At 59.8% G+C, this 24,136-nt stretch carries 25 protein-coding genes; 12 read left to right on the top strand and 13 right to left on the bottom strand.

Translation table 11 applies throughout. From position 1 onward, the window contains the following. Positions 1–34 precede the first annotated feature (34 nt). Genes rnpA through yihA form a run of 3 tightly spaced genes read left to right on the top strand, consistent with a single transcriptional unit; the run spans position 35 to position 2,870 of the window. Complete coding sequence (gene rnpA / locus WDZ78_RS14880; RefSeq protein ID WP_003503690.1) at positions 35–418, top strand: ribonuclease P protein component; 384 nt, start codon at positions 35–37, stop codon at positions 416–418. Continuing rightward, positions 418–2,220: a membrane protein insertase YidC gene (gene yidC / locus WDZ78_RS14875; protein ID WP_020011028.1), complete on the top strand. Its 1,803-nt coding sequence runs from the start codon at positions 418–420 to the stop codon at positions 2,218–2,220. The genes rnpA and yidC overlap by 1 nt, the downstream gene beginning before the upstream one ends. Continuing rightward, positions 2,217–2,870, top strand: a complete 654-nt coding sequence (gene yihA, locus WDZ78_RS14870) for a ribosome biogenesis GTP-binding protein YihA/YsxC (protein ID WP_003503694.1) — start codon at positions 2,217–2,219, stop codon at positions 2,868–2,870. Before yidC ends, yihA begins: the two co-directional genes overlap by 4 nt. Positions 2,871–2,882: 12 nt before the next feature. On the opposite strand, the gene WDZ78_RS14865 is transcribed toward yihA, so the two are convergent. Continuing rightward, on the bottom strand, positions 2,883–3,260 hold the full coding sequence (locus WDZ78_RS14865) for a hypothetical protein (RefSeq protein ID WP_020011029.1): 378 nt from the start codon (positions 3,258–3,260) through the stop codon (positions 2,883–2,885). A 271-nt stretch (positions 3,261–3,531) separates the two neighbouring features. Here WDZ78_RS14865 and argB point away from each other — a divergent pair, with 271 nt between their 5' ends. Further along, positions 3,532–4,416 carry an acetylglutamate kinase gene (gene argB / locus WDZ78_RS14860; RefSeq protein ID WP_003503698.1) on the top strand — a complete coding sequence of 295 codons (885 nt, stop codon included), beginning with the start codon at positions 3,532–3,534 and terminating at the stop codon, positions 4,414–4,416. Between the two features lie 46 nt (positions 4,417–4,462). Here argB and WDZ78_RS14855 read toward each other — a convergent pair whose 3' ends face one another. After that, entirely contained in the window at positions 4,463–5,380 is a 918-nt protein-coding gene (locus tag WDZ78_RS14855; RefSeq protein ID WP_026363795.1) for a DMT family transporter, read from the bottom strand. Between the two features lie 106 nt (positions 5,381–5,486). Here WDZ78_RS14855 and WDZ78_RS14850 point away from each other — a divergent pair, with 106 nt between their 5' ends. After that, a complete protein-coding gene (locus WDZ78_RS14850) occupies positions 5,487–6,200 on the top strand; it encodes a pyrimidine 5'-nucleotidase (RefSeq protein ID WP_020011031.1) in 714 nt (237 codons plus the stop codon). Between the two features lie 100 nt (positions 6,201–6,300). Further along, the gene (locus WDZ78_RS14845) at positions 6,301–6,897 is read left to right on the top strand and encodes an EF-hand domain-containing protein (RefSeq protein ID WP_020011032.1); all 597 of its coding nucleotides are present in this window, start codon (positions 6,301–6,303) and stop codon (positions 6,895–6,897) included. A 41-nt stretch (positions 6,898–6,938) separates the two neighbouring features. Here WDZ78_RS14845 and WDZ78_RS14840 read toward each other — a convergent pair whose 3' ends face one another. Next, positions 6,939–7,196, bottom strand: a complete 258-nt coding sequence (locus WDZ78_RS14840; protein WP_003503706.1) for a DUF1150 family protein — start codon at positions 7,194–7,196, stop codon at positions 6,939–6,941. Positions 7,197–7,252: 56 nt separating this feature from the next. After that, positions 7,253–7,678 carry an Hsp20 family protein gene (locus tag WDZ78_RS14835; RefSeq protein WP_020011033.1) on the bottom strand — a complete coding sequence of 142 codons (426 nt, stop codon included), beginning with the start codon at positions 7,676–7,678 and terminating at the stop codon, positions 7,253–7,255. Positions 7,679–7,884: 206 nt separating this feature from the next. Here WDZ78_RS14835 and WDZ78_RS14830 point away from each other — a divergent pair, with 206 nt between their 5' ends. Continuing rightward, the gene (locus WDZ78_RS14830) at positions 7,885–8,829 is read left to right on the top strand and encodes a nucleoside hydrolase (RefSeq protein ID WP_425673444.1); all 945 of its coding nucleotides are present in this window, start codon (positions 7,885–7,887) and stop codon (positions 8,827–8,829) included. A 67-nt stretch (positions 8,830–8,896) separates the two neighbouring features. Here the strand turns inward: WDZ78_RS14830 and WDZ78_RS14825 are convergent, their stop codons facing one another. Further along, entirely contained in the window at positions 8,897–11,230 is a 2,334-nt protein-coding gene (locus WDZ78_RS14825) for a methyl-accepting chemotaxis protein (RefSeq protein ID WP_425673443.1), read from the bottom strand. Between the two features lie 166 nt (positions 11,231–11,396). Continuing rightward, complete coding sequence (locus tag WDZ78_RS14820; protein ID WP_020011037.1) at positions 11,397–12,263, bottom strand: LOG family protein; 867 nt, start codon at positions 12,261–12,263, stop codon at positions 11,397–11,399. Positions 12,264–12,401: 138 nt separating this feature from the next. On the opposite strand from WDZ78_RS14820, the gene dapD reads away from it, so the two are divergent. Genes dapD through WDZ78_RS14805 form a run of 3 tightly spaced genes read left to right on the top strand, consistent with a single transcriptional unit; the run spans position 12,402 to position 15,048 of the window. Further along, positions 12,402–13,256 (top strand): 2,3,4,5-tetrahydropyridine-2,6-dicarboxylate N-succinyltransferase, encoded by an 855-nt coding sequence (dapD, locus tag WDZ78_RS14815; protein WP_425673442.1) that lies wholly within the window; start codon positions 12,402–12,404, stop codon positions 13,254–13,256. 15 nt (positions 13,257–13,271) lie between these two features. Then, positions 13,272–14,468, top strand: a complete 1,197-nt coding sequence (gene dapE / locus WDZ78_RS14810; protein WP_425673441.1) for a succinyl-diaminopimelate desuccinylase — start codon at positions 13,272–13,274, stop codon at positions 14,466–14,468. After that, a complete protein-coding gene (locus WDZ78_RS14805) occupies positions 14,452–15,048 on the top strand; it encodes a hypothetical protein (RefSeq protein ID WP_425673440.1) in 597 nt (198 codons plus the stop codon). Before dapE ends, WDZ78_RS14805 begins: the two co-directional genes overlap by 17 nt. A 20-nt stretch (positions 15,049–15,068) precedes the next feature. Here WDZ78_RS14805 and truA read toward each other — a convergent pair whose 3' ends face one another. Genes truA through def form a run of 3 tightly spaced genes read right to left on the bottom strand, consistent with a single transcriptional unit; the run spans position 15,069 to position 17,362 of the window. Beyond that, complete coding sequence (gene truA, locus WDZ78_RS14800) at positions 15,069–15,869, bottom strand: tRNA pseudouridine(38-40) synthase TruA (protein ID WP_425673439.1); 801 nt, start codon at positions 15,867–15,869, stop codon at positions 15,069–15,071. After that, the gene (gene fmt / locus WDZ78_RS14795) at positions 15,869–16,804 is read right to left on the bottom strand and encodes a methionyl-tRNA formyltransferase (RefSeq protein WP_425673438.1); all 936 of its coding nucleotides are present in this window, start codon (positions 16,802–16,804) and stop codon (positions 15,869–15,871) included. Before fmt ends, truA begins: the two co-directional genes overlap by 1 nt. A 45-nt stretch (positions 16,805–16,849) precedes the next feature. Beyond that, entirely contained in the window at positions 16,850–17,362 is a 513-nt protein-coding gene (gene def / locus WDZ78_RS14790; protein ID WP_003503724.1) for a peptide deformylase, read from the bottom strand. Positions 17,363–17,510: 148 nt separating this feature from the next. On the opposite strand from def, the gene WDZ78_RS14785 reads away from it, so the two are divergent. Both WDZ78_RS14785 and WDZ78_RS14780 read left to right on the top strand, forming a co-directional pair. Beyond that, entirely contained in the window at positions 17,511–18,704 is a 1,194-nt protein-coding gene (locus WDZ78_RS14785) for a DNA recombination protein RmuC (RefSeq protein ID WP_425673437.1), read from the top strand. 54 nt (positions 18,705–18,758) lie between these two features. Further along, positions 18,759–19,658, top strand: coding sequence for a ribokinase (locus tag WDZ78_RS14780; protein ID WP_425673436.1), 900 nt, complete (start codon positions 18,759–18,761; stop codon positions 19,656–19,658). A gap of 12 nt (positions 19,659–19,670) precedes the next feature. On the opposite strand, the gene trmB is transcribed toward WDZ78_RS14780, so the two are convergent. The 4 genes from trmB to lnt form a co-directional block, all read right to left on the bottom strand. Beyond that, positions 19,671–20,369, bottom strand: coding sequence for a tRNA (guanosine(46)-N7)-methyltransferase TrmB (gene trmB, locus WDZ78_RS14775; RefSeq protein WP_425673435.1), 699 nt, complete (start codon positions 20,367–20,369; stop codon positions 19,671–19,673). A 171-nt stretch (positions 20,370–20,540) separates the two neighbouring features. Further along, on the bottom strand, positions 20,541–21,803 hold the full coding sequence (metK, locus tag WDZ78_RS14770) for a methionine adenosyltransferase (RefSeq protein WP_425673434.1): 1,263 nt from the start codon (positions 21,801–21,803) through the stop codon (positions 20,541–20,543). A gap of 190 nt (positions 21,804–21,993) precedes the next feature. Further along, positions 21,994–22,413 (bottom strand): helix-turn-helix domain-containing protein, encoded by a 420-nt coding sequence (locus WDZ78_RS14765; RefSeq protein ID WP_026363797.1) that lies wholly within the window; start codon positions 22,411–22,413, stop codon positions 21,994–21,996. Positions 22,414–22,546: 133 nt separating this feature from the next. Then, a complete protein-coding gene (gene lnt / locus WDZ78_RS14760; protein WP_425673433.1) occupies positions 22,547–24,136 on the bottom strand; it encodes an apolipoprotein N-acyltransferase in 1,590 nt (529 codons plus the stop codon).

Here is a 24,136-nt window from a genome sequence, read left to right as displayed (position 1 = left end):
GCCGAGCCTGTGGCCCGATGAAAGTCGTGGGCACATGAGCAAGACTGAAAAACACCCCGGCCGGCTTAAAAACCGGTCGGAGTTTCTTGCCGTTCAGGCGGGGGAAAAACGGCGGGGAAGCACCTTTCTTCTGGAAGTGCTTGACCGGAAAGCCCCGGAAACCGAGCCTCGCGTCGGTTTTACCGTAACAAAAAGACAAGGCAACGCGGTCGAGCGAAATCGCATGCGCCGCCGTCTCAGGGAAGCCGTCAGGCTTTCTGCCGGGGTCGCAATGAAGCCCGGTCATGACTATGTGATTGTCGCCCGCAGGGATGTGCTCGATACGGCCTTCCCGAAACTTCAGTCTCTCCTTGCCGAGCGCATTGAAGGAACGGCGAAACCGAAACGGTCCCAGGAGACCCGCTCCAGGAAAGAATGATGGAAAAGAACCGCAATTACTTCATCGCGATAGCCCTTTCGGTTGTCATCGTCCTCGCCTGGCAATTCCTTTACATGAATCCGCGTATCGAGCAGCAGCGCCGCGCCGAAGAGGCCCGCCAGGCGCAGCAGCAGACGACGCAGCAACAGCAGCCGGCACCTGGTGCCGCGCCTGGTGCAGCCGTCGAAGGCACACCGCCCGCCTCCTCGCCGCAGACCGCCGCAACGGCGACCCGTGACGAGTCGATTGCAAGAACCCAGCGTGTGGCCATCGACACCAACGCCATCGCCGGTTCGATCAATCTCACCGGCGCCCGTTTCGATGACATCCGGCTCAAGGATTACCATGAGACCGTCGATGACTCGAGCCCGATCATCACGCTGTTCTCGCCCTCCGACACCAAGGACGGCTACTTCACCGAACTCGGTTTTGTTGCTGCACAGGAAGTCGGCGGCGTTCCCGGTCCGACCACCGTCTGGACGCTTGCAAGCGGTGAGAAGCTGACGGAAACCACCCCGGTCACCCTCACCTACACCAATTCCAAGGGCGTGATTTTCTCCCGTACGATTTCGATCGACGAGCATTACATGATCTCGGTCGCCGACAAGGTCGAGAACCCGGGACAGGCTGCGGTGTCCTTCGCCACCTATGGCCGTGTGACGCGCAACAACAAGCCGGCGATCCCGCCCGTCTTCGTCATCCATGAAGGCTTTCTTGGCGTTTCGGGCAAAGACGGCAGCCTGACGGAAGAAAAATACAAGAATGTTGAAGAAGCACCGGTAACTATTGCCAAGGCGACCGGCGGCTGGCTCGGCATTACCGACAAATATTGGGCTGCAGCCATCGTTCCGCCGCAGACAACGCCGTTCGAAACCCGCTTTTCGCATATCACCGGCAATCAGCCGAGCTACCAGGCGGATTTCAAGAGCGACACGATGACGGTCGAACCCGGCCAGTCCATCGAGCTGAAGAGCCTTGTCTTCGCCGGCGCCAAGGAAGTGCCGCTGGTCGATCGCTATGAAAAAGAATATTCCATTCCGAAGTTCGACCTTCTGATCGACTGGGGCTGGTTCTACTTCATCACCAAGCCGATGTTCAAAATGATGGATTTCTTCTTCCGTTATTTTGGCAATTTCGGCGTGGCCATCCTGCTCACCACCATCGTCGTCAAGGCGCTCTTCTTCCCGCTCGCCAGCAAGCAATATGCTTCCATGGCGAACATGAAGCGCGTGCAGCCAAAGATGGAAGAGCTGAAAGCCAAGCATGGCGATGACCGCATGGCCATGCAGCAGGCGATGATGCAGCTCTACAAGGAAGAGAAGATCAACCCGGTTGCCGGCTGCTGGCCGATGCTTCTACAGATTCCGGTCTTCTTCGCGCTTTACAAGGTCATCTACGTCACGATCGAAATGCGGCATGCACCGTTCTTCGGCTGGATTCACGACCTTTCCGCGCCCGATCCGACGTCGCTCTTCAACCTGTTCGGCCTTCTGCCATACGACGTGCCGCACTTCCTGATGATCGGCGTCTGGCCGCTGGTCATGGGCATCACCATGTTCCTGCAGATGCGCATGAACCCGACACCCCCCGATCCGACGCAGGCGATGATCTTTAACTGGATGCCGCTGATCTTCACCTTCATGCTGGCCTCCTTCCCGGCCGGTCTGGTCATCTACTGGGCATGGAACAATACGCTCTCCATCACCCAGCAGGCCGTCATCATGAAGCGTCAGGGCGCCAAGATCGAACTGTTCGATAATATCAAGGGGCTGTTCAAGCGAAAGCCGGTGCAATCGAAATGAGTGAGACCGGCACGGCAACCGAAAAGCCCCTGTTCGGGCGACCCTGGATTTTCATTCGCGGCGTCCCCGCAATGAAATTCCTGCCGCCCGAAGGCCCGCCGGAGATTGCCTTCGCCGGTCGTTCGAATGTCGGCAAGTCCTCGCTCATCAATGCGCTGGTGGGCCACAAGGGGCTTGCCCGCACGTCCAACACGCCCGGACGCACGCAGGAACTCAACTACTTCGTTCCGGATGGTTATTCCGGCGAAGCGGGCGACCTGCCGCCGATGGCGCTGGTCGACATGCCTGGTTATGGTTATGCACAGGCCCCCAAGGATCATGTTGACGCCTGGACGAAGCTTGTCTTCGATTATCTGCGCGGCCGTGCGACGCTGAAGCGCGTTTACGTGCTGATCGATTCCCGCCACGGCGTGAAAAAGAATGACGAAGAGGTTCTGACCCTGCTCGACAAGGCCGCCGTGTCCTACCAGATCGTGCTGACGAAGACGGACAAGATCAAGGATGTCGGCGTTCCTCGGCTAATCGGCGAAACGCTTGAAAAAATCCGCAAGCGCCCTGCCGCCTATCCGGAAGTTCTCGCCACGTCCTCGGAAAAATCGTTTGGGCTGGATAGCCTGCGGGCCGAGATCGTCAGAACGATCTCTCTTTGAGAGGCGCGCCGCTCAGGCGATAGTGAAAAGCAGAACGGCGGTCCAGAGCATCGCCGTCAATGCCAGAAGGCGCCAGAAGCGCACCGAATGCCAGACCTCCGAAAATATGGCAGCGAACATGCTGCCACCCCGTAGCGGCTGGCTCCTGAATGGCAGGCCGGAGCGGCTTGGATCCCGTTCGAGCAGGGCGGCGACGCTCGCGTTTTCACGATATTCGGTTTCCGCCAGATTGTCCCGCCAGCGCCTGACCATGGCCGCGAACTGGCGGTCGCGTTTGATGCGCTTGGCAAGCTCCGCCATGCTCTCAGGCGGCAAGGCACCCAGCACATATTCGCCCGCAAGGACTTCGTCCCGCAAACCGCTTTGCTTGTCTCGATCGGGTGCCGTCATGTGGTCTCTCGCTCCTCGGTCGTTCAGGTCAGCATCGCTTGCGCGGCGCGCGACATCTTCTGTCGCCCTGAATTCACCCCTCCCCTTTCCCCTGCAAGGCTGGTCCCATTGGGCCTTTATGTCAATCGCATTACAGGGCCCGGAACGCCAAAAAAAAGAAATTTGACTGCTGCCGACACAATAAGGCCGAGAGGTTATTTCATCCGTCAAAGACTTGCTTTAGAGCGATGACAGGCTCTCAACAGCCGCAACCACAGACCGAGGTTTTTAGATGACGTCTTCCGAAAGCGAAACTCAGGCGCGGCTGCTCGCACAGGCTCTGCCTTTTATGCAGAAATACGAGAACAAGACCATCGTGGTGAAATATGGCGGTCACGCCATGGGGGATTCCACGCTCGGCAAGGCTTTCGCGGAAGACATCGCGCTGTTGAAGCAATCAGGCATAAACCCGATCGTCGTGCATGGCGGCGGCCCGCAAATCGGCGCGATGCTGACCAAGATGGGCATCGAATCGAAATTCGAGGGCGGCCTGCGCGTCACCGACGCCAAGACGGTCGAGATCGTCGAAATGGTTCTGGCCGGCTCGATCAACAAGGAAATCGTCGCCCTCATCAACCAGACAGGCGAATGGGCCATCGGCCTGTGCGGCAAGGACGGCAACATGGTCTTCGCCGAAAAGGCGAAAAAGACCGTCATCGATCCTGACAGCAATATCGAACGCGTGCTCGATCTCGGCTTCGTCGGCGAAGTCACCGAAGTCGACCGCACCCTGCTCGACCTGCTCGCCAAATCGGAAATGATCCCGGTCATCGCCCCGGTCGCGCCTGGCCGCGATGGCGCCACCTACAATATCAACGCCGATACCTTCGCCGGCGCGATTGCCGGTGCGCTTCACGCCTCGCGTCTGCTGTTTCTCACCGACGTTCCCGGCGTTCTCGACAAGAACAAGGAACTCATCAAGGAACTCACCGTCTCGCAGGCGCGTGCGCTCATCAAGGACGGCACGATTTCCGGTGGCATGATCCCGAAGGTCGAGACCTGCATCGACGCCATCAAGGCTGGTGTTCAGGGCGTGGTGATCCTTAACGGCAAGACGCCCCACTCCGTCCTTCTGGAAATCTTCACGGAAGGCGCAGGCACGCTCATCGTGCCCTGACATGCTTCAGGTGGCGGACGGCAAATCTGTCCGCCACGGCTGGCTTTCAGCCGAAGACCAGAAGCGACAGCACACCCACGACAATCAGCAGGCAACCGGAGAGTTCGAGCCGGTTGATCTTCTCCTTGAAGAAAAGCACGGTCGAGGCGAAGGCGAAGAGCATCTCCACCTGCGCCAATGCCTTCACCACGGCGGCCTGCTGCAGGGTCATTGCCGTGAACCAGCCGAATGAGGCCGTGGCGCCCACGAAACCGACTGCAAGCGACGGTTTCCACACCCTGGCAATGCGTCGCAATTCTTCCCTCTCGCGCCAGATGATCCACAGGAACATCGACACGGTCTGCATGACGATGACGACGACGAGCGTGAAGCCCGCCTGCATCATCGCGTCAGGAACGGGAAGGCTCGGCGCAAGCGCGAGCGACGCCGATCGGTAGGCAACCGACGACAGGCCGAAGAAAGCGCCCGAGGCAAGGCCGATGCCCGCCGTCCGGCTGAAGATCGAGGTGAAGAAGGAAGCGGGCGTGACTTCCGTGCGCGCCACCGAAATCAGCATGACACCGGCGACCGAGATGGCGATGGCCGCCAATGTACCGCCATTGACGCTTTCACCGATGAAGATAAGCGCGAACAGCGCCGCCTGCGCCGGCTCTGTGCGGGAATAGGCTGTTCCCACCGCAAAATTGCGGAAGGAGAACAGGTGCACCAGCAGGAAGGTGGCGGCGATCTGCGCCATGGCTCCGACAGTCGCCCACAAAGCGAAGGACATGTTGGGCACCGGCAGCGGGCGACCGAGCCCGAAATGCAGAAAAGCGAGATAGGCGAGAGCGAAGGGCATGCCGAACACGAAGCGCACAAAGGTCGCGCCCGTGGTGCCCATCATCCCCTTGAGGTGCTTTTGCAGGGTCGAGCGCAGGTTCTGCAAGAACGCGCTTGCGAAGGTTATGCCTATCCAGAGTTCCATGGCTTTGGCGGTATCATGCGCCGGAGGCCGCAGCCAAGCCCGATTTTCTGACCAATCGTCGTCTTTTCGATTTTCTTCGTCATTCGAAAAGGGCATAAAGCAGCCCATGGACACAAAGCCGAAAAACCTGCCCGAAGCCGCCGATTTCGACCATGTAAGCGAATGGGTCTTCGATCTCGACAACACGCTCTATCCGCATCACATCAATCTGTTTTCGCAGATCGATCGAAACATGACGGCCTATGTGGCGGAACTTCTGAAGCTTGACCCCGAGGAAGCCCGGGTGCTGCAGAAACGGTATTATCACGACCACGGCACGACGCTGCAGGGCCTGATGATCCATTACGGCATCAGCCCGGACGAGTTTCTGGAACGCGCCCACGCCATAGATTATTCGGCGCTGAAACCGCATCCGGAACTTGGTGAGGCAATCAAGGCTTTGCCTGGTCGCAAGTTCATCCTCACCAATGGCAGCGTGAAACACGCGCAGGCCGCCGCTGGCGCGCTCGGCATTCTCGATCATTTCGAGGATATTTTCGATATCGTCGCCGCGGGATACCTGCCGAAACCAGCCAGCGCGACCTATGAGAAATTCGCAGCACTTTCGAAACTCGACACGAAAAAAGCCGCCATGTTCGAGGATCTGCCGCGCAATCTTGCCGCCCCCAAGGCGCTGGGCATGAAGACCGTATTGCTCGTGCCTTCAAATCTTGAGGGCGTCATCATGGAACGCTGGGAAATCCCGGCCGTGACGGATGAGCATATCGACTACATTACCGACGACCTGACCGGGTTCCTGACGAAAACCATCACCCGCTGAGCAGCGAACATTACCGAAGCTTCATCCACCTTACGGATGTTTAAGTGGTGAGGCTTGCTGGACGTCACTATCTTTTCTTCAGGGACACCAAAGAAAGGTAATGACGATGACCACACGCAAAATCGCCCTGTCTGCTCTTGGCGCAGCCCTTGTGCTCAGCACGGCCGCAACGGCCAGTTTCGCTGCGCCCGGCAAGGGCCACAAGGATCGCATGCCGATCCGGCCGGAAGCGGCTTTCGTTCACCTGCTGAAGGTTGCCGACGCCAACAAGGACGGCAAGATTTCCAAGGAGGAATTCGCCGCCCGTCAGGACGCGCTCTTCACTGAGATCGACAAGGACAAGGACGGCTCGATCACGCCGAAGGAGATGCGCGAATACCGTCAGGCGAAGATGGAAGCCTTCCGCGCCGCCCATCCGCGCCCCGAGCGAGAGGAAGCCAAGGCGGATGAAGGCAAGGGTCCCGAGGGCAAGCGCGCAGAGCGCGAGCACGGCGGCCGTTTCGGCCATCAGGGCTGGGGCAAGCATGGCGGCAAGGGCGCAGGCTACGCGCTGATCCGCTGGGCCGATACCGACGAGAACGGTCAGGTCAGCAAGGCCGAATTCACCGCCGCCGGCGAAAAGATGTTCGAACGGCTGGACAGGAACAAGGACGGCGTCATCTCCATCGACGACATGCCGGAGCGCCCGTTCCTCTGATCCACTAAGCATAAAGCCCGCTTAAAAGCGGGCTTTTTTATTCAATGCAGGCTGACTGTCTTGAGATCGTCTTCGGCAGCCTTGAAAAACGTACTTGATCGGTTGTCCGTAAGGAGGATCGGCGTACCATCCGCACCGAACAGTGCCCAAAGATCCAATTGCGGATCGAGATCAGGCGCTTCCGGGAAACAGCGGCTGACGTCTTCCGCCCGGATCTTGCGGATATATCCCACTTCTCCTTCGCCGATATGGGCGAGCTGGGATTGGGTGAGACGCGCATGCGCTTCTTTTAAAAGCATATTTCAGCCTCCTTCTTCACGCCTAGCGATTCGTGCCGGATTCTGGCGTTCACGTTCTACTCTGAGACGGAAATATTAATTTTCTTCACCACGTTTAAAATTTCAGGGCGGACCAGATCGATGGAAAGAAGGCCGTTGCGCAGGCGCGCTTCCCTGACCTGCATGCCATCGGCAAGCACGAAAACCCGCTGGAACTGGCGCGCCGCGATGCCGCGATAGAGAAAATCGCGCTTCTCCTGTTCCTGCTGGCGACCACGAATGACAAGCTGGTTATCGGCCGTCGTCACATCCAGATCATCCTGCGAAAAACCGGCGACTGCGATGGTGATGCGCAGGCGTTCGGGCATATCTTCGCTGCCGGGCAGGCGCTCTATGTTGTAGGGAGGATAGCCGTCATTGGCCTTCGCCATACGCTCCAGCGTTTTTTCCATGGCATCAAAACCCAGCAGAAGCGGGTGGGTGAATGGCGTCATGCGGCTCATGTCTCTTCTGTCCTTGCAACCAAGCGACGTTTCGCGGTCCCGCTTCCGGCAACCTTGCCGGTCAATAGCACCGGCCCCAGCAATATGGGAAGCCGAACCACGATGCGCAAGACGAAACGCGGGGCAAAGGCAAGCCGCAGGAATGAGACTTGACAAGTGAGCACCCGCCGCTCGAAAAAAGCGCTCATCTCAACGGCGGGCAAGACATGGCAGAACGCAGAAAAATCATCATCGACACCGATCCCGGCCAGGACGACGCAGCGGCAATCATGCTCGCTTTCGCCAGCCCGGAGGAAATCGACATTCTCGGATTGTGCGCCGTCGCCGGCAACGTTCCGCTGAAGCTGACCAGCCGCAACATCCGCATCATCTGCGAATTGTGCGGGCGCACCGATATTCCAGTCTATGAGGGCGCCGAGAAGCCGCTGGTACGCAAGCCCATCACCGCCGAACATGTTCACGGCAGCACCGGCCTCGATGGCCCGGTTCTCGACGAACCGTCCATGGAGGCGCAAAAGCAGCACGCGGTCGATTTCATCATCGAAACGCTGATGCGGGAACCCGCCGGCACCGTAACGCTCTGCACGCTCGGCGCGCTGACCAATGTGGCGCTGGCGCTCCTGAAGGCGCCTGAGATCGCCGACCGCGTCAAGGAACTGGTGATGATGGGGGGCGGCTTCTTCGAGGGCGGCAACATCACACCGGCGGCGGAATTCAACATCTATGTCGACCCACAGGCCGCCGACATCGTCTTCCGATCCGGCATGCCTGTTGTCATGATGCCGCTCGACGTCACCCATCAGTTGCTGACGACCAAGGCCCGGGTCAGCCGCATTCGCGAGATCGGCACACGGCCGGCCATCGCCATGGCGGAAATGCTGGAATTCTTCGAACGCTTCGACATCGAGAAATACGGTTCGGATGGCGGCCCGCTGCACGATCCGACCGTCATTGCCTATCTCGTCAAACCCGAACTGTTTCAGGGTCGCGAGTGCAACGTCGAAATCGAGGTCCATTCAGAACTGACCATGGGCATGACCGTGGTGGACTGGTGGAATGTTACCGCACGGCCCGCCAATGCCCGCGTGATGCGCAATGTGGATGCCGACGGCTTCTTCGAGTTGCTGACGGAACGTTTCGCCCGTCTCTGACGGAAGCGGACAAAAAAGGCCGCTGGCGATACCAGCGGCCCTTTTTATTTGAGGCGGAAATGGCGCGTCAGAACTCCGTCCAGTCATCCTGCGCCAGCGCGTTTGCGCCGCTGGTTCTTGGGCGGGCGCGCGGCGCGGCCGGGCGGCCCGATACCTGCGCCGGCACGGCGGGCGCGCGCATCACCGCAGCAGTGGCGCGCAATTGCTGGCTGGAATGGCCGCCGGAAACGGAGAAACCGGCAACGAGCGATTTCAGCGTTTCGGCCTCGCTGTTCAGCGTCACGCTGGCCGCCGTGGTTTCTTCCACCATCGCCGCATTCTGCTGGGTCACCTGATCCATCTGGGTGACGGCGGAATTGATCTCCTTGAGGCCTACCGCCTGTTCGCTGGCGGAGGCAGAGATCTGCCGTATCAGCTGGTTGATCTGCAGAACCTGATCGGCGATCTTTTTCATCGTCTCACCGGCCTTGCCGACCAGCTGGACGCCCTCGCCCACCTGGGTAGCCGAAGTGTTGATGAGGCCCTTGATCTCCTTGGCGGCGGTGGCGGACCGCTGCGCCAGTTCGCGGACTTCCTGTGCGACGACGGCAAAGCCCTTGCCGGCATCACCCGCGCGGGCGGCTTCGACGCCCGCATTCAGCGCCAGAAGATTGGTCTGGAAGGCAATCTCGTCGATAACACCGATGATGCGGGAGATTTCGGCCGAGGATTGCGCGATGCCTTCCATGGAATTCACGGCCTGCTGCACGACTTCGCCTGACTTGCCGGCGTCGTCGCAGGCATGGCTGACGGCGCCAGCCGCCTGTGCAGCGTTTTCCGCGCTGGAATTGACCTGTGCGGTCAGCTGATTGAGGGCGGCAGCGGTTTCTTCGAGGCTTGCGGCCTGCTGTTCCGTGCGGTGCGAAAGATCGCTGGCGGCGCGGGTGATCTCGCCCGTGCCGTTGCCGATGCTGACGACGGTTGCGTTGACGGTGGAAACCGTTTCCTCGAGGCTCGCAAGCGCCGAGTTGAAATCCTCGCGCAGCTTCGCATATTCGCCCGGGAATTCGTCCTCGATGCGGTAGGTGAGATTGCCCTGCGAGAGCGCATTGAGGCCAGCACCCAGCACGCCGACAATGTGCTGCTGCATGCGGCTGTTCTCATTGCGCTCGAATTCGGATCGCTGGCGCTCCGTCTCGGCGTGACCGCGCTGGGCGTCGGCTTCAGCCTCCATCTCGCGAATGCCGGCAAGCTTCGCACGGAAACCTTCCAGCGCGGTAGCGACGGCGCCCGTCTCATCCCGGCGCTCCTGTCCGGAAACCGGCACATCGTAGCGGCCGTCGCTCAGCGTCCTGACATCGGAAACCAGCGAAGCAAGCGGATTACGGACGAAATAACGCACGGCGAAATAAAGCGCGGTGATGACCGCGGCGAGAATGACGATCGCGCCGATGATCATCATGTAGGTCTGCTCCTGAACCGGTGCGTTCAGGGCCTGATGGGGAATATCCACCAGCACCACCCAGGTCGCGTTGAGGCCGGGAACGGCGAAGGGATAGACGAGACGGTTATAGGGCGCGTCCGTATCAACGCCGAGATTTTCGATGAGGCCCTGCTTGCCTGACGTGATTGCCGCCTGAACGGTGCTTGCACCGTCTCCGTCATAGGCTTTCATGTTCTGCTCGGGCGTCGGCGGCACCAGCCACTGGCCGCCCTGCGAAACGAGCGTCACGCGGCCGGTCTCGAAAGGATGCAGCGCCTGCAGCTTCTGCGACAGCGAGGCCAGCGAGATATCGACACCAGCCACGCCGATCATCTTGCCATCAGACATGACGGGATAGGCAAGCGACGTCATCGTCGTCGGCACTTCGGTGCCTTCGGCGAGATAGGGCTGCGTGATCGCGCCCTTGCCGGACTTGGCGGCAAGCGCATACCATTCCGCGGCATAGTCATTCTTGAACGTCGAGAACTGGATTTCGCCCTTCTGGGTTTTCGACCAGTAAGGAGCGAAGGCGCCGGTCGCATTGGTGCCGAGATCGAGCCTGTTGGCGATCTCCGTCGTCTGGCCGTCAAAAAGGCCGAGCTGCTCACAGAACCAGCTGCCAAAGGCAAAGGCGTTCTGCTCGACATTGGCCTTCAGGATGTTGACGATGCCGGGGCGATCCATTGATTTCGCCTGATGCGCACGGCCGATGACACCGGCCATGGAGCGCGCGGCGCTGCCGAGTTCACCCACATCGGCGGCGATGACGTTGGCGATGGCGCGCGCTTCGGTATTGGCCTGATCCATGGTCAGCGCGTGCACGCGCTCACTCGTCTGGGAAATGAGGAAGGAATTCGATGCAACGAGAACCGTGGTGATGGCGCAGCCGGTTACGAGGATCAGCTTGGTCGCAAGCGACTTCACTTTGAAATTGAACATTTTGGCCTCGATCAAATCGCCCGCCCGAAAAGGCTGACGTCAACGGATGATAAATCTCCGTCATGGAGGCCCGTCCCCATGGGACAGTGCGCTGCAGCGCGACGAGGCAAAACTAGAAGAAGATTGCTAATTAAGCCCTAAAATTACTTCGTCGCGCCAAGCATAATCAGTGCTCGTAGTGAGCCGAGATGATTTTCCATGCATCGTCGGCCGTTTCAGCAAAATGCAGAAGATTCATATCTTCAGGCGCGATAGTACCGAAATCCGCCAGGAACTCGAAATTGATCACCGATCGCCAGAATTTCTCACCGAACAGGATGAGAGGAATGGGCTCCATGCGCTTCGTCTGGATCAGGGTCAACGCTTCGAACAATTCGTCCAGCGTGCCGAAACCGCCGGGGAAGATCACCACCGCCTTCGCCCGCATCAGGAAATGCATCTTGCGAATGGCGAAATAGTGGAAGTTGAAGCTCAGTTCCGGTGTCACATAGGGGTTCGGCGCCTGCTCGTGCGGCAGGACGATATTAAGGCCGATGGACGGGCCACCCACATCGGCCGCACCACGATTGCCCGCTTCCATGACGCCCGGACCGCCGCCGGTGACCACGACATATTCAAGGTGATCCGATTTCGCGGCATAGTCGGTGCAAAGACGGGCGAACTTGCGCGCCTCGTCGTAATAGACCGAGGACTGTTCCAGATTGCGCTTTTGCGTCTCGTTGCGTGCCGCCCAGGCTTCGCCGCCGGGTTCGGGAATGCGCGCGCCGCCAAACATGACGACGGTGGATTTAATGCCGCGCTCGGTGAGCGCCATTTCCGTCTTCAGAAGTTCCAATTGAAGCCTGACGGGGCGCAATTCCTCGCGGCAGAGAAAATCCATGTCCACATAGGCGAGGCGATAGGACGGGGAGTCCGACTGCGGTGTTTTTTGAACGACCTCGGCCTGCTGCTTGTCCACGGCGCTGCGCTTCAACGGGTCCCATACCCCGTCCTTACGTCGCAACTTGCCGTTTTTCAGTCGTGTCATTTCCATGCCTTTCGTCTGACGCGCCAAATCACCCAAATCACATTGACGCCTTTCCAACACTCCCTTAGATCAAATGACCAAAGCCTTCCAGCGGCGCGGTACCATCCGTGACCATGAACACCACGCGACTTTAAGGAATTTTCCATGAGCCTTACGGATCTCACCTCCCTCGAAACCATCATCGAAACGGCGTTCGACAACCGCAATAGCGTGAACGTATCGACGAAGGGCGAGGTTCGCGACGCCGTGGACACATCTCTTCAACTTCTCGATAGCGGCAAGGCACGCGTTGCTGAGAAGCAGGCGGACGGAAACTGGAAGGTGAACCAGTGGCTGAAAAAGGCCGTGCTCCTCTCGTTCCGTCTGAACGATATGGAAATCGTCACCGGCGGCCCGGGCGAATCCACCTGGTGGGACAAGGTGCCGTCGAAGTTCGAAAACTGGGGTGAAAACCAGTTCCGCGCCGCCGGTTTCCGCGCCGTGCCGAACGCCGTCGTGCGCCGCTCCGCCTATGTGGCCAAGAACGTTGTGCTGATGCCCTCCTTCGTCAATCTCGGCGCCTATGTCGATGAAGGCACAATGGTCGATACCTGGGCGACTGTCGGTTCCTGCGCGCAGATCGGCAAGAATGTGCACCTCTCCGGCGGCGTTGGCATTGGCGGCGTTCTGGAACCACTGCAGGCGGGCCCGACGATCATCGAGGACAATTGCTTTATCGGCGCCCGTTCGGAAGTCGTGGAAGGCTGCATCGTGCGCGAAGGCGCGGTTCTCGGCATGGGCGTCTTCATCGGCAAGTCCACCAAGATCGTCGATCGCGCCACCGGCGAGATCACCTATGGCGAAGTGCCGCCCTATTCCGTCGTCGTTGCCGGCACCATGCCGGGCAAACCTTTCCCCAACGGCGAGCCTGGCCCAAGCCTCTATTGCGCCGTGATCGTCAAGCGCGTCGATGAAAAGACCCGCTCCAAGACCGGCATCAACGAGCTTCTGCGCGACTGATATAAAGCGACTGCCATGACCACGACCGATCCCCTTGCCAATCTCGCCGCCCTCATCCGTTGCCCTTCGGTGACGCCTGCCGAAGGCGGCGCGCTTTCCCTGCTCGATAGCCTGCTTTCACCGCTCGGCTTTGCGGTGGACAGGATGGTGGCGAGTGAGGCGGGAACGCCTGACGTGGAAAACCTCTATGCCCGGCTCGGCACCGAGGGTCCGCATCTGATGTTTGCGGGCCATACGGATGTCGTTCCCGTGGGCGACGAGGCGGCGTGGAGCCATCCGCCTTTTGCCGCAGAGATTGCCGGCGGTGAAATGTTCGGTCGCGGGGCGGTGGACATGAAGGGCGGCATCGCGTGTTTCGTGGCGGCAATCGCCCGTCATATCGAAAAACACGGCAAGCCGCAGGGTTCCGTTTCCTTCCTGATTACCGGCGACGAAGAAGGCCCGTCGATCAACGGCACCTCCAAACTGCTGGAATGGGCCGCCGCCAGGGGCGAGACGTGGGACGCCTGCGTGGTGGGTGAGCCGACCAATCCCGACCAGCTTGGCGACATGATCAAGATCGGCCGCCGGGGATCGCTCTCAGGCCGGATCACCGTCCATGGCGTTCAGGGTCACGCCGCCTATCCGCATCTCGCCGACAACCCCATTCGCGGTCTGCTGCCGCTGACCCATGCGCTGATGCATCCGCCCTTCGATCACGGCACGGATGATTTCCAGCCATCCAATCTGGAGGTGACAACCGTCGATACCGGCAATGCCGCCACCAATGTGATCCCGGCGCGGGCGACAGCGGCCTTCAACATCCGTTTCAACGACACCTGGACGGCGGAGAGCCTGCGCGCGGAAATCATCCGCCGCCTCGACGCCGCTGCGGCCGAAGGTGAGCTTCGCCCCGAACGCGCACCGGTGAAATATGAGATCGTCTGGGCCGACCGCCCGTCCCATGTCTTCCTGACGCGGAACAATGCGCTTATCTCGTCGCTCTCAGGCGCGGTTGAAGCCGTTACCGGCAGGGAACCGAAGCTTTCGACCACCGGCGGCACATCCGATGCACGCTTCATCAAGGACTATTGCCCTGTCGTGGAATTCGGCCTCGTCGGGCAGACCATGCATATGGTCGATGAACGCGTGGCCGTTGCCGATCTCGAAACGCTGACGCGCATTTACGAGACCTTTATCGAACGCTGGTTCGCCCATGCCGACGGCAAGTGAAGTAAGGCTTTATCTGACCGGCCTGTGGCTTCTGCTGCTGGGTGATCATAACGGTGCGCGTTATCTTGATCTCTCCGAGCGCGGCATGTGGCGATCCTTCTATTCCGCCCTCTGGTGCCTGCCGGCCATGCTGGTTTCATGGCTGTGGCTGCGCGCTGCCTTCCTCGCCAGCTACCCGCCCGGCACCGGAACGGGATTCATCTTTTTCTTCCGCCTTGCCATGGTTGAGGCTATCTGCTGGGTCGTGCCTCTGCTTTTGATCGGCATGCTGCTATACGCCTTCGGCGCTCGGGAAAAATTCGCGCCGCTCGTCACCACCATGAACTGGCTGTCGCTGCCATTTTCCTATGCCTATGCGGTTCTGATACTGATCGCGTTCTTCCTGCCGCCGCTGCAGGGATTGATCGCCGTTCTCTGGCTGGCGCTGCTGCTGTCACTGGTCTTCGCCTTTTCGCGGATCGTGCGGTTCTTCATCCGCGATCAGTCGCTGCTCGTCTCGGCCATCGTCATGACACTGCTGGTGCCGGCCATGCTTCTATCGGAAGCGCTGCAACGTTTTCTCGGTGTCTATCCCGCCTGAGAATGGCGCAGATTTAGACGTCAGTCCGCATCCTCGGACATGTCGACTTCGGGACGCCGGCGCGGCGGAATGACGTCGGGATAATCGACCTGCATGAAATAAAGACCGTCCGGCGGTGCGACAGGGCCGCAGGCTTTGCGGTCCCGTGCCTCCAGTGCGGCACGCACGTCCTGCGGCGTCATCGTGCCCTCGCCCGCCAGTTTCAGCGTGCCGGCAAAAGAGCGTATCTGGTTATGCAGGAAGCTCTGCGCCGTCGCACGAATCTCGATAAGATCGCCATTGCGCGTCACATCCAGCCGGTCGAGCGTACGCACCGGGCTGTTCGCCTGGCAATGAACCGAGCGGAAGGTGGTGAAATCATGCCGGCCGACGAGCATCTGGGCGGCTTCATGCATACGCTCATGGTCCAGGTCCTTCGACACCCACCATGCCCGCTTGTGCTCCAGCGCCAGCCGGGCCTTGCGGCAAATGATGCGGTAGAGATAGTGCCGACGAAGGGCGGAAAAACGGGCGTCGAAATCCTCGGTCACAGAAGCGGCGTCGAGAACGGCCACGGCTTCGCCCGCCATGGCGAGATGCGCATTGACGGCGTTGCGAAGCTTGTAGGGCTCCCAGTCGCGCAATAGATCGACATGGACAACCTGCCCAACGGCATGCACACCGGAATCGGTGCGGCCGGCGCCGCGAATGGAGACGCTCTCTCCCGTCAGCGAGCGAACCGCAGCCTCCAGCGCACCCTGAACCGAGGGGCCGTTATCCTGTCTCTGCCAGCCATAATAGGGCGTGCCGTCATATTCGACGGTCATGCGGAAACGTGGCATCAGCCGAGCCTCGTTGTGGCCGGAACGGGGGTGCCGCGCACGAAATCGGCCGCCGACATCGGTTTGCCGCCCGCCTTCTGCAGGCGGGTGAGCCGCACGGCCCCGCTGCCGCAGGCAATGGTCAGAGCATCGTCAAGCGCTGCGCCCGCTTCTCCCATGCCGCTTGCCAGTTCGGAGGCGAGAACCTTCACGCGCTCCGTCTTGCCGCCAATGTCCATTTCCAGCCATGCGCCGGGAAACGGCGAAAGGCCGCGAATGTGATTATGCACATCCTGCGAGGGCCGAGAAAAATCGATGCGAGTCTCGCCCTTGTCGATCTTCGCAGCATAGAGAACACCCTCTTCCGCCTGCGTGACGAGCGGCAGGTCATCTGCTTCCAGCTTGTCCATCGCCTGCCGCATCAACCGCGCGCCTGTTAGCATCAGGCTGTCATGCAGCTCGCCGGCCGTCATGTTATCGCCGATCGCGACTTTCGCGGTCAGCGCGACGGGACCGGTATCGAGCCCCTTTTCCATTTTCATGACCATCATGCCGGTTTCGGGGTCGCCGGCCATGATCGCCCGCTGAATGGGGGCAGCACCGCGCCAGCGCGGCAGCAGCGAGGCATGACCATTGTAACAGCCGAGACGCGTGCCGGAGAGGATCGCTTCGGGCAGCAGCAGCCCGTAAGCCACGACAACCGCCACATCAGCATTGAATTCCCGGAACTGCTGACGGTCTTCCTCAGCCTTGAAATTCACGGGCGTAAACACCGGAAACCCCAGCAGTTCGGCAGCCTGATGCACCGGCGACTTCTGCAGATCGAGACCACGGCGGCCGCCGGGACGCGGCGGCTGGGTGTAGACAGCGACAACCTCGTGGCCCGCTTCCACCAGTGCACGCAAGGTGGGAACGGAAAAATCCGGCGTGCCCATAAAAATGATGCGAAGAGCCATTGTCGCCCCCTGCCCTGTCGTCCATTCCGGTCCAGAGAGGACGGATCAGATCTTTGCGCGGGCCGCTTTCGTGAATTTCTTGATGACCATGTCGCGCTTCAGCCGCGAAATATGGTCGATGAACAGAACACCATTGAGGTGATCGATCTCGTGCTGCAGGCAGGTCGCGAGCAGACCATCCGCCTCGACCGTCTGCTGCTTGCCGTCACGGCCGACATATTGAACCGTGAGCGAGGCGGGACGCTCGACCTCGGCATAGTAGTCGGGAATGGAGAGGCAGCCTTCCTCATAGGTCGAGACATCGTCCGACACCTTGAGGATTTCCGGGTTGATGAAGACGATCGGGGTCTTTTCCTCACCTTCACGCGCAACGTCGATCACCAGCATGCGGCGCGCCACGCCGATCTGGATAGCGGCAAGGCCGATACCCGGCGCGTCATACATGGTTTCCAGCATGTCGTCGGCAAGACGCAGCACCTCTGCATCCACCTTTTCGATGGGCTTCGACTGCTGGCGCAGCACGGGGTCGGGCAAAATGATAAGCGGTTTGATGGTCATGGCTTCCCATAACGTATCTCTTGCGCGGAGGAAATAAAAAATACGAGGTTCAAATCGCCTCGGGCATCCACCCCGCCCGACTCATTTCCGCCACAGGAATGTTCTTGTTTTGATCTTCCGAATCACTGGAAATCTGCTAGATTTAATCATGAGTATAGATTTCTCCGTTCTCCTTGATCCCGCGCTGCGGGCCGGCTCCGTCGATATCAGCTTCGGCGCGCTGCTCGCGGCTCTGGTTTTCGGTCTGGTCACAACCTGGCTGGTCACGACAAACCGCGTGAAAAAAGCGGGAGCCGACGGTGAAGTCTCCGACCTCCTGAAAACGCAGTCCGAACTGCACGGCCGGATCGCCGCCATGGCGGAAACGCTCGGCACCCGTCAGACCGAGATGAGCCAGACGCTCAACCAGCGCCTCGACGGCATGTCACAGCGCATTGGCGAAACACTGACGGAACAGACCCGCTCAACCCATGAAAATCTGAGCCGACTGCAGGAGCGCCTGGCGGTCATCGACGCCGCGCAGGGCAATATTCAGGATCTGGCCAAGGACGTGGTCGGGCTGCAGGCCATCCTTTCCAACAAGCAGACGCGCGGCGCCTTTGGACAGGCACGCATGGAAATTCTGATCGCCGACGCCCTTCCCGCCGGCGCTTTCCAGCTTCAGCCGACGCTTTCGAACGGTTACCGGCCGGACTGCACCATCAAGATGCCGAACAATGCGCCGCCGCTCGTCATTGACGCGAAGTTTCCGCTGGAGGCATGGAACGCCATCAAGGCGGATGAGACACCGGAAACCAAACGCGCCGCCGTTCAGCAGTTCCGCCGCGATATGGAAGTGCATATTCGCGATGTGGCCGAGAAATACCTCATCCGTGGCGAAACACAGGATACCGCCTTCATCTTCGTGCCGTCCGAATCGATCTTCGCCGACATCCACCAGCATTTCGAATATCTGGTGCAGCGCGCTCACCGCGCCCGTGTCGTCATCGTTTCGCCGTCGCTTCTGATGCTGTCGGTGCAGGTCATCCAGTCCGTGCTGAAGGACCAGCGGATGCGGGAGCAGGCGCATCTCATCCAGGGGGAAGTTGCTCTTCTGATGGACGATGTGCGGCGGCTGGACGACCGGACGCGCAAGCTGCAGGCCCATTTCGGGCTGGCACAGAAGGACGTCGACATGATGCTCATCTCCTCCGACAAGGTCCTGGCACGCGGCCAGAAGATCGAAGGACTTGATTTCTCGCCAACGGAAAAAGACGCCCCGCATGGTGAAATCGAGCAGGCGCGTCGCTTCGCCGAAAACAGAGCCGGCGCAGCCAAATTGCGGGTAGTTGACGACGAGTGATCGTCTCGGGCAAAGTCGCCGCCTTGCTCAAATTTCATATGGACCCAGCGCCCCATGATTACTGTTTTCGGCTCCATCAATATGGACCTCGTCGCGACCGCCAAACGCCTGCCCAAGCCCGGTGAAACCGTAACGGGAGAGACATTCTCCACGGCCGCCGGCGGCAAGGGAGCCAATCAGGCGCTGGCTGCGCGGCGTGCAGGCGCCACAGTCAAGATGGCAGGGGCTGCGGGTGACGATACCTTTGCGGCACCGGCGCTGACATTGCTGCGCGACGCCGGCACCGACCTGTCTCTGGTCAAGACTGCGCCCGGCCCGACGGGAACGGCGGTGATCCTGATCGGTGAAGGCGGAGAGAACATGATCTCGGTCATTCCCGCCGCCAATGGCGAGGTCTCCGCCTCCGATGCCGCAAAGACCGTATCCGACATGGCCGCGGGCGATATTCTGATGCTGCAGTTCGAGATACCGGCCGCAGCCATCGAAGCGGCGCTGACGGCCGCCAAGGCAAAACGCATCACCACCGTCATCAACACAGCGCCGCTGACCGAAGACGGGCCGCGTCTCGCCGGTCTCGCCGATATCGTCATCGCCAATGAAACCGAGTTCGAGTTGCTGATCGGCAAGAATGGCCTCTCCAGCACCGAGCGGGAAAACGAACTCAAGACCCTTCACGACAGGACCGGCCAGACATTGATCGTAACGCTTGGGGCGGACGGCGTGATCGCCATGCGCAACGGCAAGGTCTACAGGGCTTCCGGCCTCAAGATCGAGCCGGTTGATACGGTTGGCGCGGGCGATACCTTTTGCGGTTATCTCGCCGCCAGCCTCGATCAGGGGATGGATTTCGAAAGGGCGCTGAAGCGTGCCGCCGTTGCAGGCTCGCTCGCCTGCACGCGCGCCGGCGCCCAGCCTTCCATTCCGCTGGCAGCGGAAGTGGATGCCGCGCTCTGAGGGATCAGCCGCTCAACGACGAATGAAGGTGAGATAGGCCGAGCTGCGGCCTTCTCTTTTCGCCTTGTTTTCGTAACGCGTGCCCGGCCAGTTGGCATAGGGCGTGCGCCAGTCGTCAGCGCTCGTCGCCGTCCACTCAAAACCGCCATGCCGGGCGCAATGCTGCAGCGTCCAGTTGACGTATGTATCGATATCCGACGCAAAGCAGAATTTTCCGCCGGGTTTCAACACGCGATGGAACCGGGCGAGATTGACGTCCGAGACAAAACGGCGCTTCCAGTGCTTCTTCTTTGGCCACGGATCGGGATAAAGCAGATCGATGTGATCGATCAACCCTTCCGGCAACCAGTCGAGCAGCTGCGTCGCATCATCGTCGTAGAGCCGAATATTCATCAGCTCGCGTTCGCGCACCGTGGCGAGCAGCTTGGCCATGGAGTTAACGAAGGGCTCGACCCCGATGAAACCCGTCTCGGGGTTTTCGACCGCGCGGTGGGCGAGATGCTCGCCACCGCCGAAACCGATCTCCAGACGGATTGATCGTACATCCGCCGGAAAAAGAGCGGCGAGATTTTGCGGCGGAGCGCTTTCCAGATCGATTTTCAGCAAAGGCAGCAGGTTCTCGATCGTATCGACCTGCTGATTGCGCAGGGGCTTGCCCTTGCGTCTGCCAAAAAACGCTTCCGTTGCGCGCGAACGCCGTTCTTCCGTCATCTCATACTCTCAAGAACAAATAGATTTAACCCGCACAGCGCCACATGAGGCACTGTGCGGGTTACAAAAGTTGGCGACGGTATCTCTCAATCGCCGTCAAATAACAAGCGCGATATCCAGTTGACGCATTTTCCGGACGTAAAACCGCTACGCACTTTTACTGGAAATGCTTCAAGCGCTCAAAGCTTCCTTGAGCGGCTTTACCAGATCGAGCTTCTCCCAGGAGAAGGAGCCGTCACGGCCGGCCTTGCGGCCGAAATGACCGTAGGAGGACGTCTTGGCGTAAATCGGCTTGTTGAGGTCGAGATGACGGCGGATACCCGACGGAGAAAGGTCCATGACCTTGCGGATCGCGTTCTCGACCTGATCTTCGCTGACCTTGCCGGTGCCATGCAGATCAACATAGATCGACAGGGGCTGAGCAATGCCGATTGCGTAGGAAATCTGGATCGTGCAGCGCTCGGCAAGGCCGGCAGCCACGACGTTCTTGGCAAGATAACGGGCAGCATAGGCGGCGGAACGGTCAACCTTGGTCGTGTCCTTGCCGGAGAATGCGCCACCGCCATGGGGAGCAGCACCGCCATAGGTGTCGACGATGATCTTGCGGCCGGTGAGGCCCGCATCACCATCGGGACCGCCGATGACGAACTTACCGGTCGGGTTGATATACCACTGGCAATCGTCGGCGATCTTCAGGTCGCCCAGAGCTTCGCGGATATAGGGCTCGACAACAGCGCGAACCTTCTTCGAATCCCAGCTTGCATCGAGATGCTGCGTGGACAGAACGATGGATACAGCTTCCGAAGCCTTGCCGTCGACGTAACGAACCGTCACCTGGCTCTTGGCGTCGGGGCCGAGTTTCGCCGCTTCGCCTTCGCCGCTCTTGCGGGCGGTGGCGAGCAACTGAAGGATACGGTGAGAATAATAGATCGGCGCCGGCATCAGATCCGGCGTTTCCTTGCAGGCGTAACCGAACATGATGCCCTGGTCGCCGGCGCCCTCGTCGCCCTGCTTGTCGGAAGCATTGTCCACGCCCTGCGCGATATCCGCCGACTGCGGGTGCAGGAGAACGTCGATCTTGGCGGTCTTCCAGTGGAAACCATCCTGCTCATAGCCGATGTCGCGGATCGCCTTGCGGGCGGCAGACTTGAACTTCGAAGGATTGATGACCGGATGGCCAGCGGCATCCTTGATGATCTTGCCGTCCTTGTCCTTCTTCAAAAGCGTATCGGGAACGCGAACTTCACCGGCGATAACAACGCGGTTGGTCGTCGCAAGCGTTTCACACGCGATGCGCACGGTCCACGGGTCGACACCCGTCTTGGACGCTTCACGATAAATAAGATCCACGATTTCATCAGAAATACGATCACAAACCTTGTCCGGATGACCCTCGGCCACGGACTCGCTGGTGAACAGGTAATTGGCACGCATGCGGGATTCCCCTCAAAGAACGGTCTTGGAGTTTGTTAGTCATTTCAGGCGCGAAAAACAAGGACACAACCACATAAATATATCTTTATGTGAGAATTCCTTTCCAATCCGGCACAAAAAAACGGTCCTTGCGGACCGTTGAGTGCCCGGCATCCCGTGCCGGAAATTTTCTGCGCTATGCGGCCAGGCTCTACTCGGCATCGCCCTCGGCGGCGAGCGCCTTGACGAGATCAACGAGGCGACGGCGAACCTTGGGGTCGGCGATCTTCACGAATGCGCGGTTCAGCTGCAAACCTTCAGCCGAGGACAGAAAGTCGACCACGTAATTGGAGCTCGACGCTTCCGCCATGCCGGTCGTACCGCCGACCTGATCGCCGGGCGCATCTTCGAAAAAAAAGGAAACCGGTACATTGAGGATCGCGGAAATATTTTGCAGGCGGCTGGCGCCGACGCGGTTGGTGCCTTTTTCATATTTCTGGATTTGCTGAAAGGTAATTCCGAGACTTTCACCCAGCTTCTCCTGGCTCATTCCGAGCATGGTTCTGCGAAGGCGAATTCGGCTTCCGACATGAATGTCGATGGGGTTAGGCTTTTTCTTATTCTCGGTCATCATGCGGTCCTGACACTCGGAAAGGGTTGATATCTCGCTTCAGTACTATTCGAAGAAATGAGCCGGTATTTCGACAACGGCTAAACTTGTTTTACGACTGACGTATTCACTATGCAATTGTGGGGGTTCGCGGTCAATTCTGGCGCCGCGCAAAACTCCACGCAGGCAATACCGCGACGATTATCAAGATGGAAAAAATCAACCAGAAATACGTCCGATGTGTGTCGTAGGTAAAGGCGTCGTTTGACCCACCACTCAAAGTGGCGTCAACAATTCCGACCCGACCGTAGTCCAGCCCTGCAATAATGCGGCCATAGGGGTCGATGACGGCAGAAATTCCGGTATTGGCGCCGCGAATCACCGGCACGCCCGTCTCAACGGCCCGTACCCTTGCCTGTAGAAAATGCTGATAGGGGCCGGGCGTATCACCGAACCAGCCATCATTCGTCACGTTCAGGATGGCGGCCGAGCCGGCCAGCCCGGGCGTCATCTCACCCGGAAAAATGATCTCGTAACAGATCAATGGATAGAAGGTCTTGCCCGAAGGCAGCGTGAGCGGTGTGCGCGAAGAGGCCGCAGAAAAGCCTCCCGGCAGGGCAATGACATTATCGATGCCGAATTCCCGCAGGATGCCTTCAAAGGGGACATATTCGCCAAAGGGGGTCAGATGCACCTTGTCGGTCGCACCGATGATCTCACCCTGGCTGTCGATCGCATAGACCGAATTATAATAACGCGGCGGCCGGCCGGCCCCCTGATCTTCCATTCTGACGGCGCCGGTGAACAGCACCTGGCCATCCTCGAGTGTTCTGGCAATTTCCGCCAGAGCATCCGGATTTTGCGTCAGGATGAACGGCACGGAAGTTTCCGGCCAGACGATGATATCAGGGCGTTTTTTCCCTTCGCCCGGCGGCAGGGCCGTCAACCGCAGATGCTCGCTGAAAATCTCGGCGCGGTCGTCGTTCAACATCTTGCGGGACTGATCGATGGAAGGCTGAACGATCCTCACCGTCAGGGCGTCCGCCGGGATCTCCGCCGGCGTCTGCAAGCGATAAAAGCCATAACCGAAGTGGGCGGCCAGCAGCAGACCCGCCAGCGCCAGCCCCGGTCCCATGCCTTTTTTCGTACCGAGCAGCGCCGGTGAGGCGAAGATGAAAACCGCCAGCGTCGTGATGCTGAAAAGACCGAGCAGATGCGCCGACTGCATCATGATCGGGATGGGCATGATGCCGTAGCCGATGGCGTTCCAGGGAAAGCCGGTCGCCAGAAAACTGCGCAGCCATTCCGTAAAACCGAAAGCGGCGGCAAGCGCCGCGATGCGGCCAAGGCCATCCGACCAAAGGAGATTGGCGGCGGCAACCGCAAAACCGTAAAACAGCGCCAGAAACGCCGGCAGACCCAGGATGGCAAGCGGCAGCGCCCAGGCGAATTCATCAGCCTCCAGCAGAAGCGCATTGCCCAGCCACCACAGGCCGGCCACGAAATAACCAAGCCCGAAACACCAGCCTATGCCGAAAGCCGGCAGAATACGGCTGAAGAGACCGCCGCCGGGCTTTCCCGTGCAGCCGTCCACGAGCCAGACTAGCAGGGTAAAAGACAGAAATAGTGCCGCGAAAAAGCCGAATGGAGGCAAGGCAAGCGCCCCGACAGCACCTGCAGCAATCGCCATCACTGCGCGGCTCATGCCGCCGGCCAGCATTACCCTGCCTGCAAGACGCTCCAT

It is taken from the genome of Agrobacterium sp. M50-1 (assembly GCF_049843495.1).
Taxonomy (GTDB): domain Bacteria; phylum Pseudomonadota; class Alphaproteobacteria; order Rhizobiales; family Rhizobiaceae; genus Agrobacterium; species Agrobacterium radiobacter.
Note: the sequence above shows the minus strand (reverse complement) of the source record. Positions and strands in the feature narration are given on the sequence as shown.

Excerpts from the sequence above, each read along its gene's own strand:
- WDZ78_RS14785 (WP_425673437.1), top strand. The coding sequence starts at position 17,511 with ATGAGTATAGATTTCTCCGTTCTCCTTGATCCCGCGCTGCGGGCCGGC.
- WDZ78_RS14855 (WP_026363795.1), bottom strand. The coding sequence starts at position 5,380 with ATGGAACTCTGGATAGGCATAACCTTCGCAAGCGCGTTCTTGCAGAAC.
- rnpA (WP_003503690.1), top strand. The coding sequence starts at position 35 with ATGAGCAAGACTGAAAAACACCCCGGCCGGCTTAAAAACCGGTCGGAG.
- WDZ78_RS14825 (WP_425673443.1), bottom strand. The coding sequence starts at position 11,230 with ATGTTCAATTTCAAAGTGAAGTCGCTTGCGACCAAGCTGATCCTCGTA.
- truA (WP_425673439.1), bottom strand. The coding sequence starts at position 15,869 with ATGCCACGTTTCCGCATGACCGTCGAATATGACGGCACGCCCTATTAT.
- WDZ78_RS14765 (WP_026363797.1), bottom strand. The coding sequence starts at position 22,413 with ATGACCGAGAATAAGAAAAAGCCTAACCCCATCGACATTCATGTCGGA.
- WDZ78_RS14830 (WP_425673444.1), top strand. The coding sequence starts at position 7,885 with ATGGCAGAACGCAGAAAAATCATCATCGACACCGATCCCGGCCAGGAC.
- fmt (WP_425673438.1), bottom strand. The coding sequence starts at position 16,804 with ATGGCTCTTCGCATCATTTTTATGGGCACGCCGGATTTTTCCGTTCCC.
- trmB (WP_425673435.1), bottom strand. The coding sequence starts at position 20,369 with ATGACGGAAGAACGGCGTTCGCGCGCAACGGAAGCGTTTTTTGGCAGA.
- WDZ78_RS14805 (WP_425673440.1), top strand. The coding sequence starts at position 14,452 with ATGCCGACGGCAAGTGAAGTAAGGCTTTATCTGACCGGCCTGTGGCTT.
- WDZ78_RS14850 (WP_020011031.1), top strand. The coding sequence starts at position 5,487 with ATGGACACAAAGCCGAAAAACCTGCCCGAAGCCGCCGATTTCGACCAT.
- metK (WP_425673434.1), bottom strand. The coding sequence starts at position 21,803 with ATGCGTGCCAATTACCTGTTCACCAGCGAGTCCGTGGCCGAGGGTCAT.
- WDZ78_RS14865 (WP_020011029.1), bottom strand. The coding sequence starts at position 3,260 with ATGACGGCACCCGATCGAGACAAGCAAAGCGGTTTGCGGGACGAAGTC.
- dapD (WP_425673442.1), top strand. The coding sequence starts at position 12,402 with ATGAGCCTTACGGATCTCACCTCCCTCGAAACCATCATCGAAACGGCG.
- WDZ78_RS14840 (WP_003503706.1), bottom strand. The coding sequence starts at position 7,196 with ATGCTTTTAAAAGAAGCGCATGCGCGTCTCACCCAATCCCAGCTCGCC.
- WDZ78_RS14835 (WP_020011033.1), bottom strand. The coding sequence starts at position 7,678 with ATGAGCCGCATGACGCCATTCACCCACCCGCTTCTGCTGGGTTTTGAT.
- lnt (WP_425673433.1), bottom strand. The coding sequence starts at position 24,136 with ATGGAGCGTCTTGCAGGCAGGGTAATGCTGGCCGGCGGCATGAGCCGC.
- def (WP_003503724.1), bottom strand. The coding sequence starts at position 17,362 with ATGACCATCAAACCGCTTATCATTTTGCCCGACCCCGTGCTGCGCCAG.
- WDZ78_RS14845 (WP_020011032.1), top strand. The coding sequence starts at position 6,301 with ATGACGATGACCACACGCAAAATCGCCCTGTCTGCTCTTGGCGCAGCC.
- yihA (WP_003503694.1), top strand. The coding sequence starts at position 2,217 with ATGAGTGAGACCGGCACGGCAACCGAAAAGCCCCTGTTCGGGCGACCC.
- argB (WP_003503698.1), top strand. The coding sequence starts at position 3,532 with ATGACGTCTTCCGAAAGCGAAACTCAGGCGCGGCTGCTCGCACAGGCT.
- WDZ78_RS14780 (WP_425673436.1), top strand. The coding sequence starts at position 18,759 with ATGATTACTGTTTTCGGCTCCATCAATATGGACCTCGTCGCGACCGCC.
- dapE (WP_425673441.1), top strand. The coding sequence starts at position 13,272 with ATGACCACGACCGATCCCCTTGCCAATCTCGCCGCCCTCATCCGTTGC.
- WDZ78_RS14820 (WP_020011037.1), bottom strand. The coding sequence starts at position 12,263 with ATGGAAATGACACGACTGAAAAACGGCAAGTTGCGACGTAAGGACGGG.
- yidC (WP_020011028.1), top strand. The coding sequence starts at position 418 with ATGGAAAAGAACCGCAATTACTTCATCGCGATAGCCCTTTCGGTTGTC.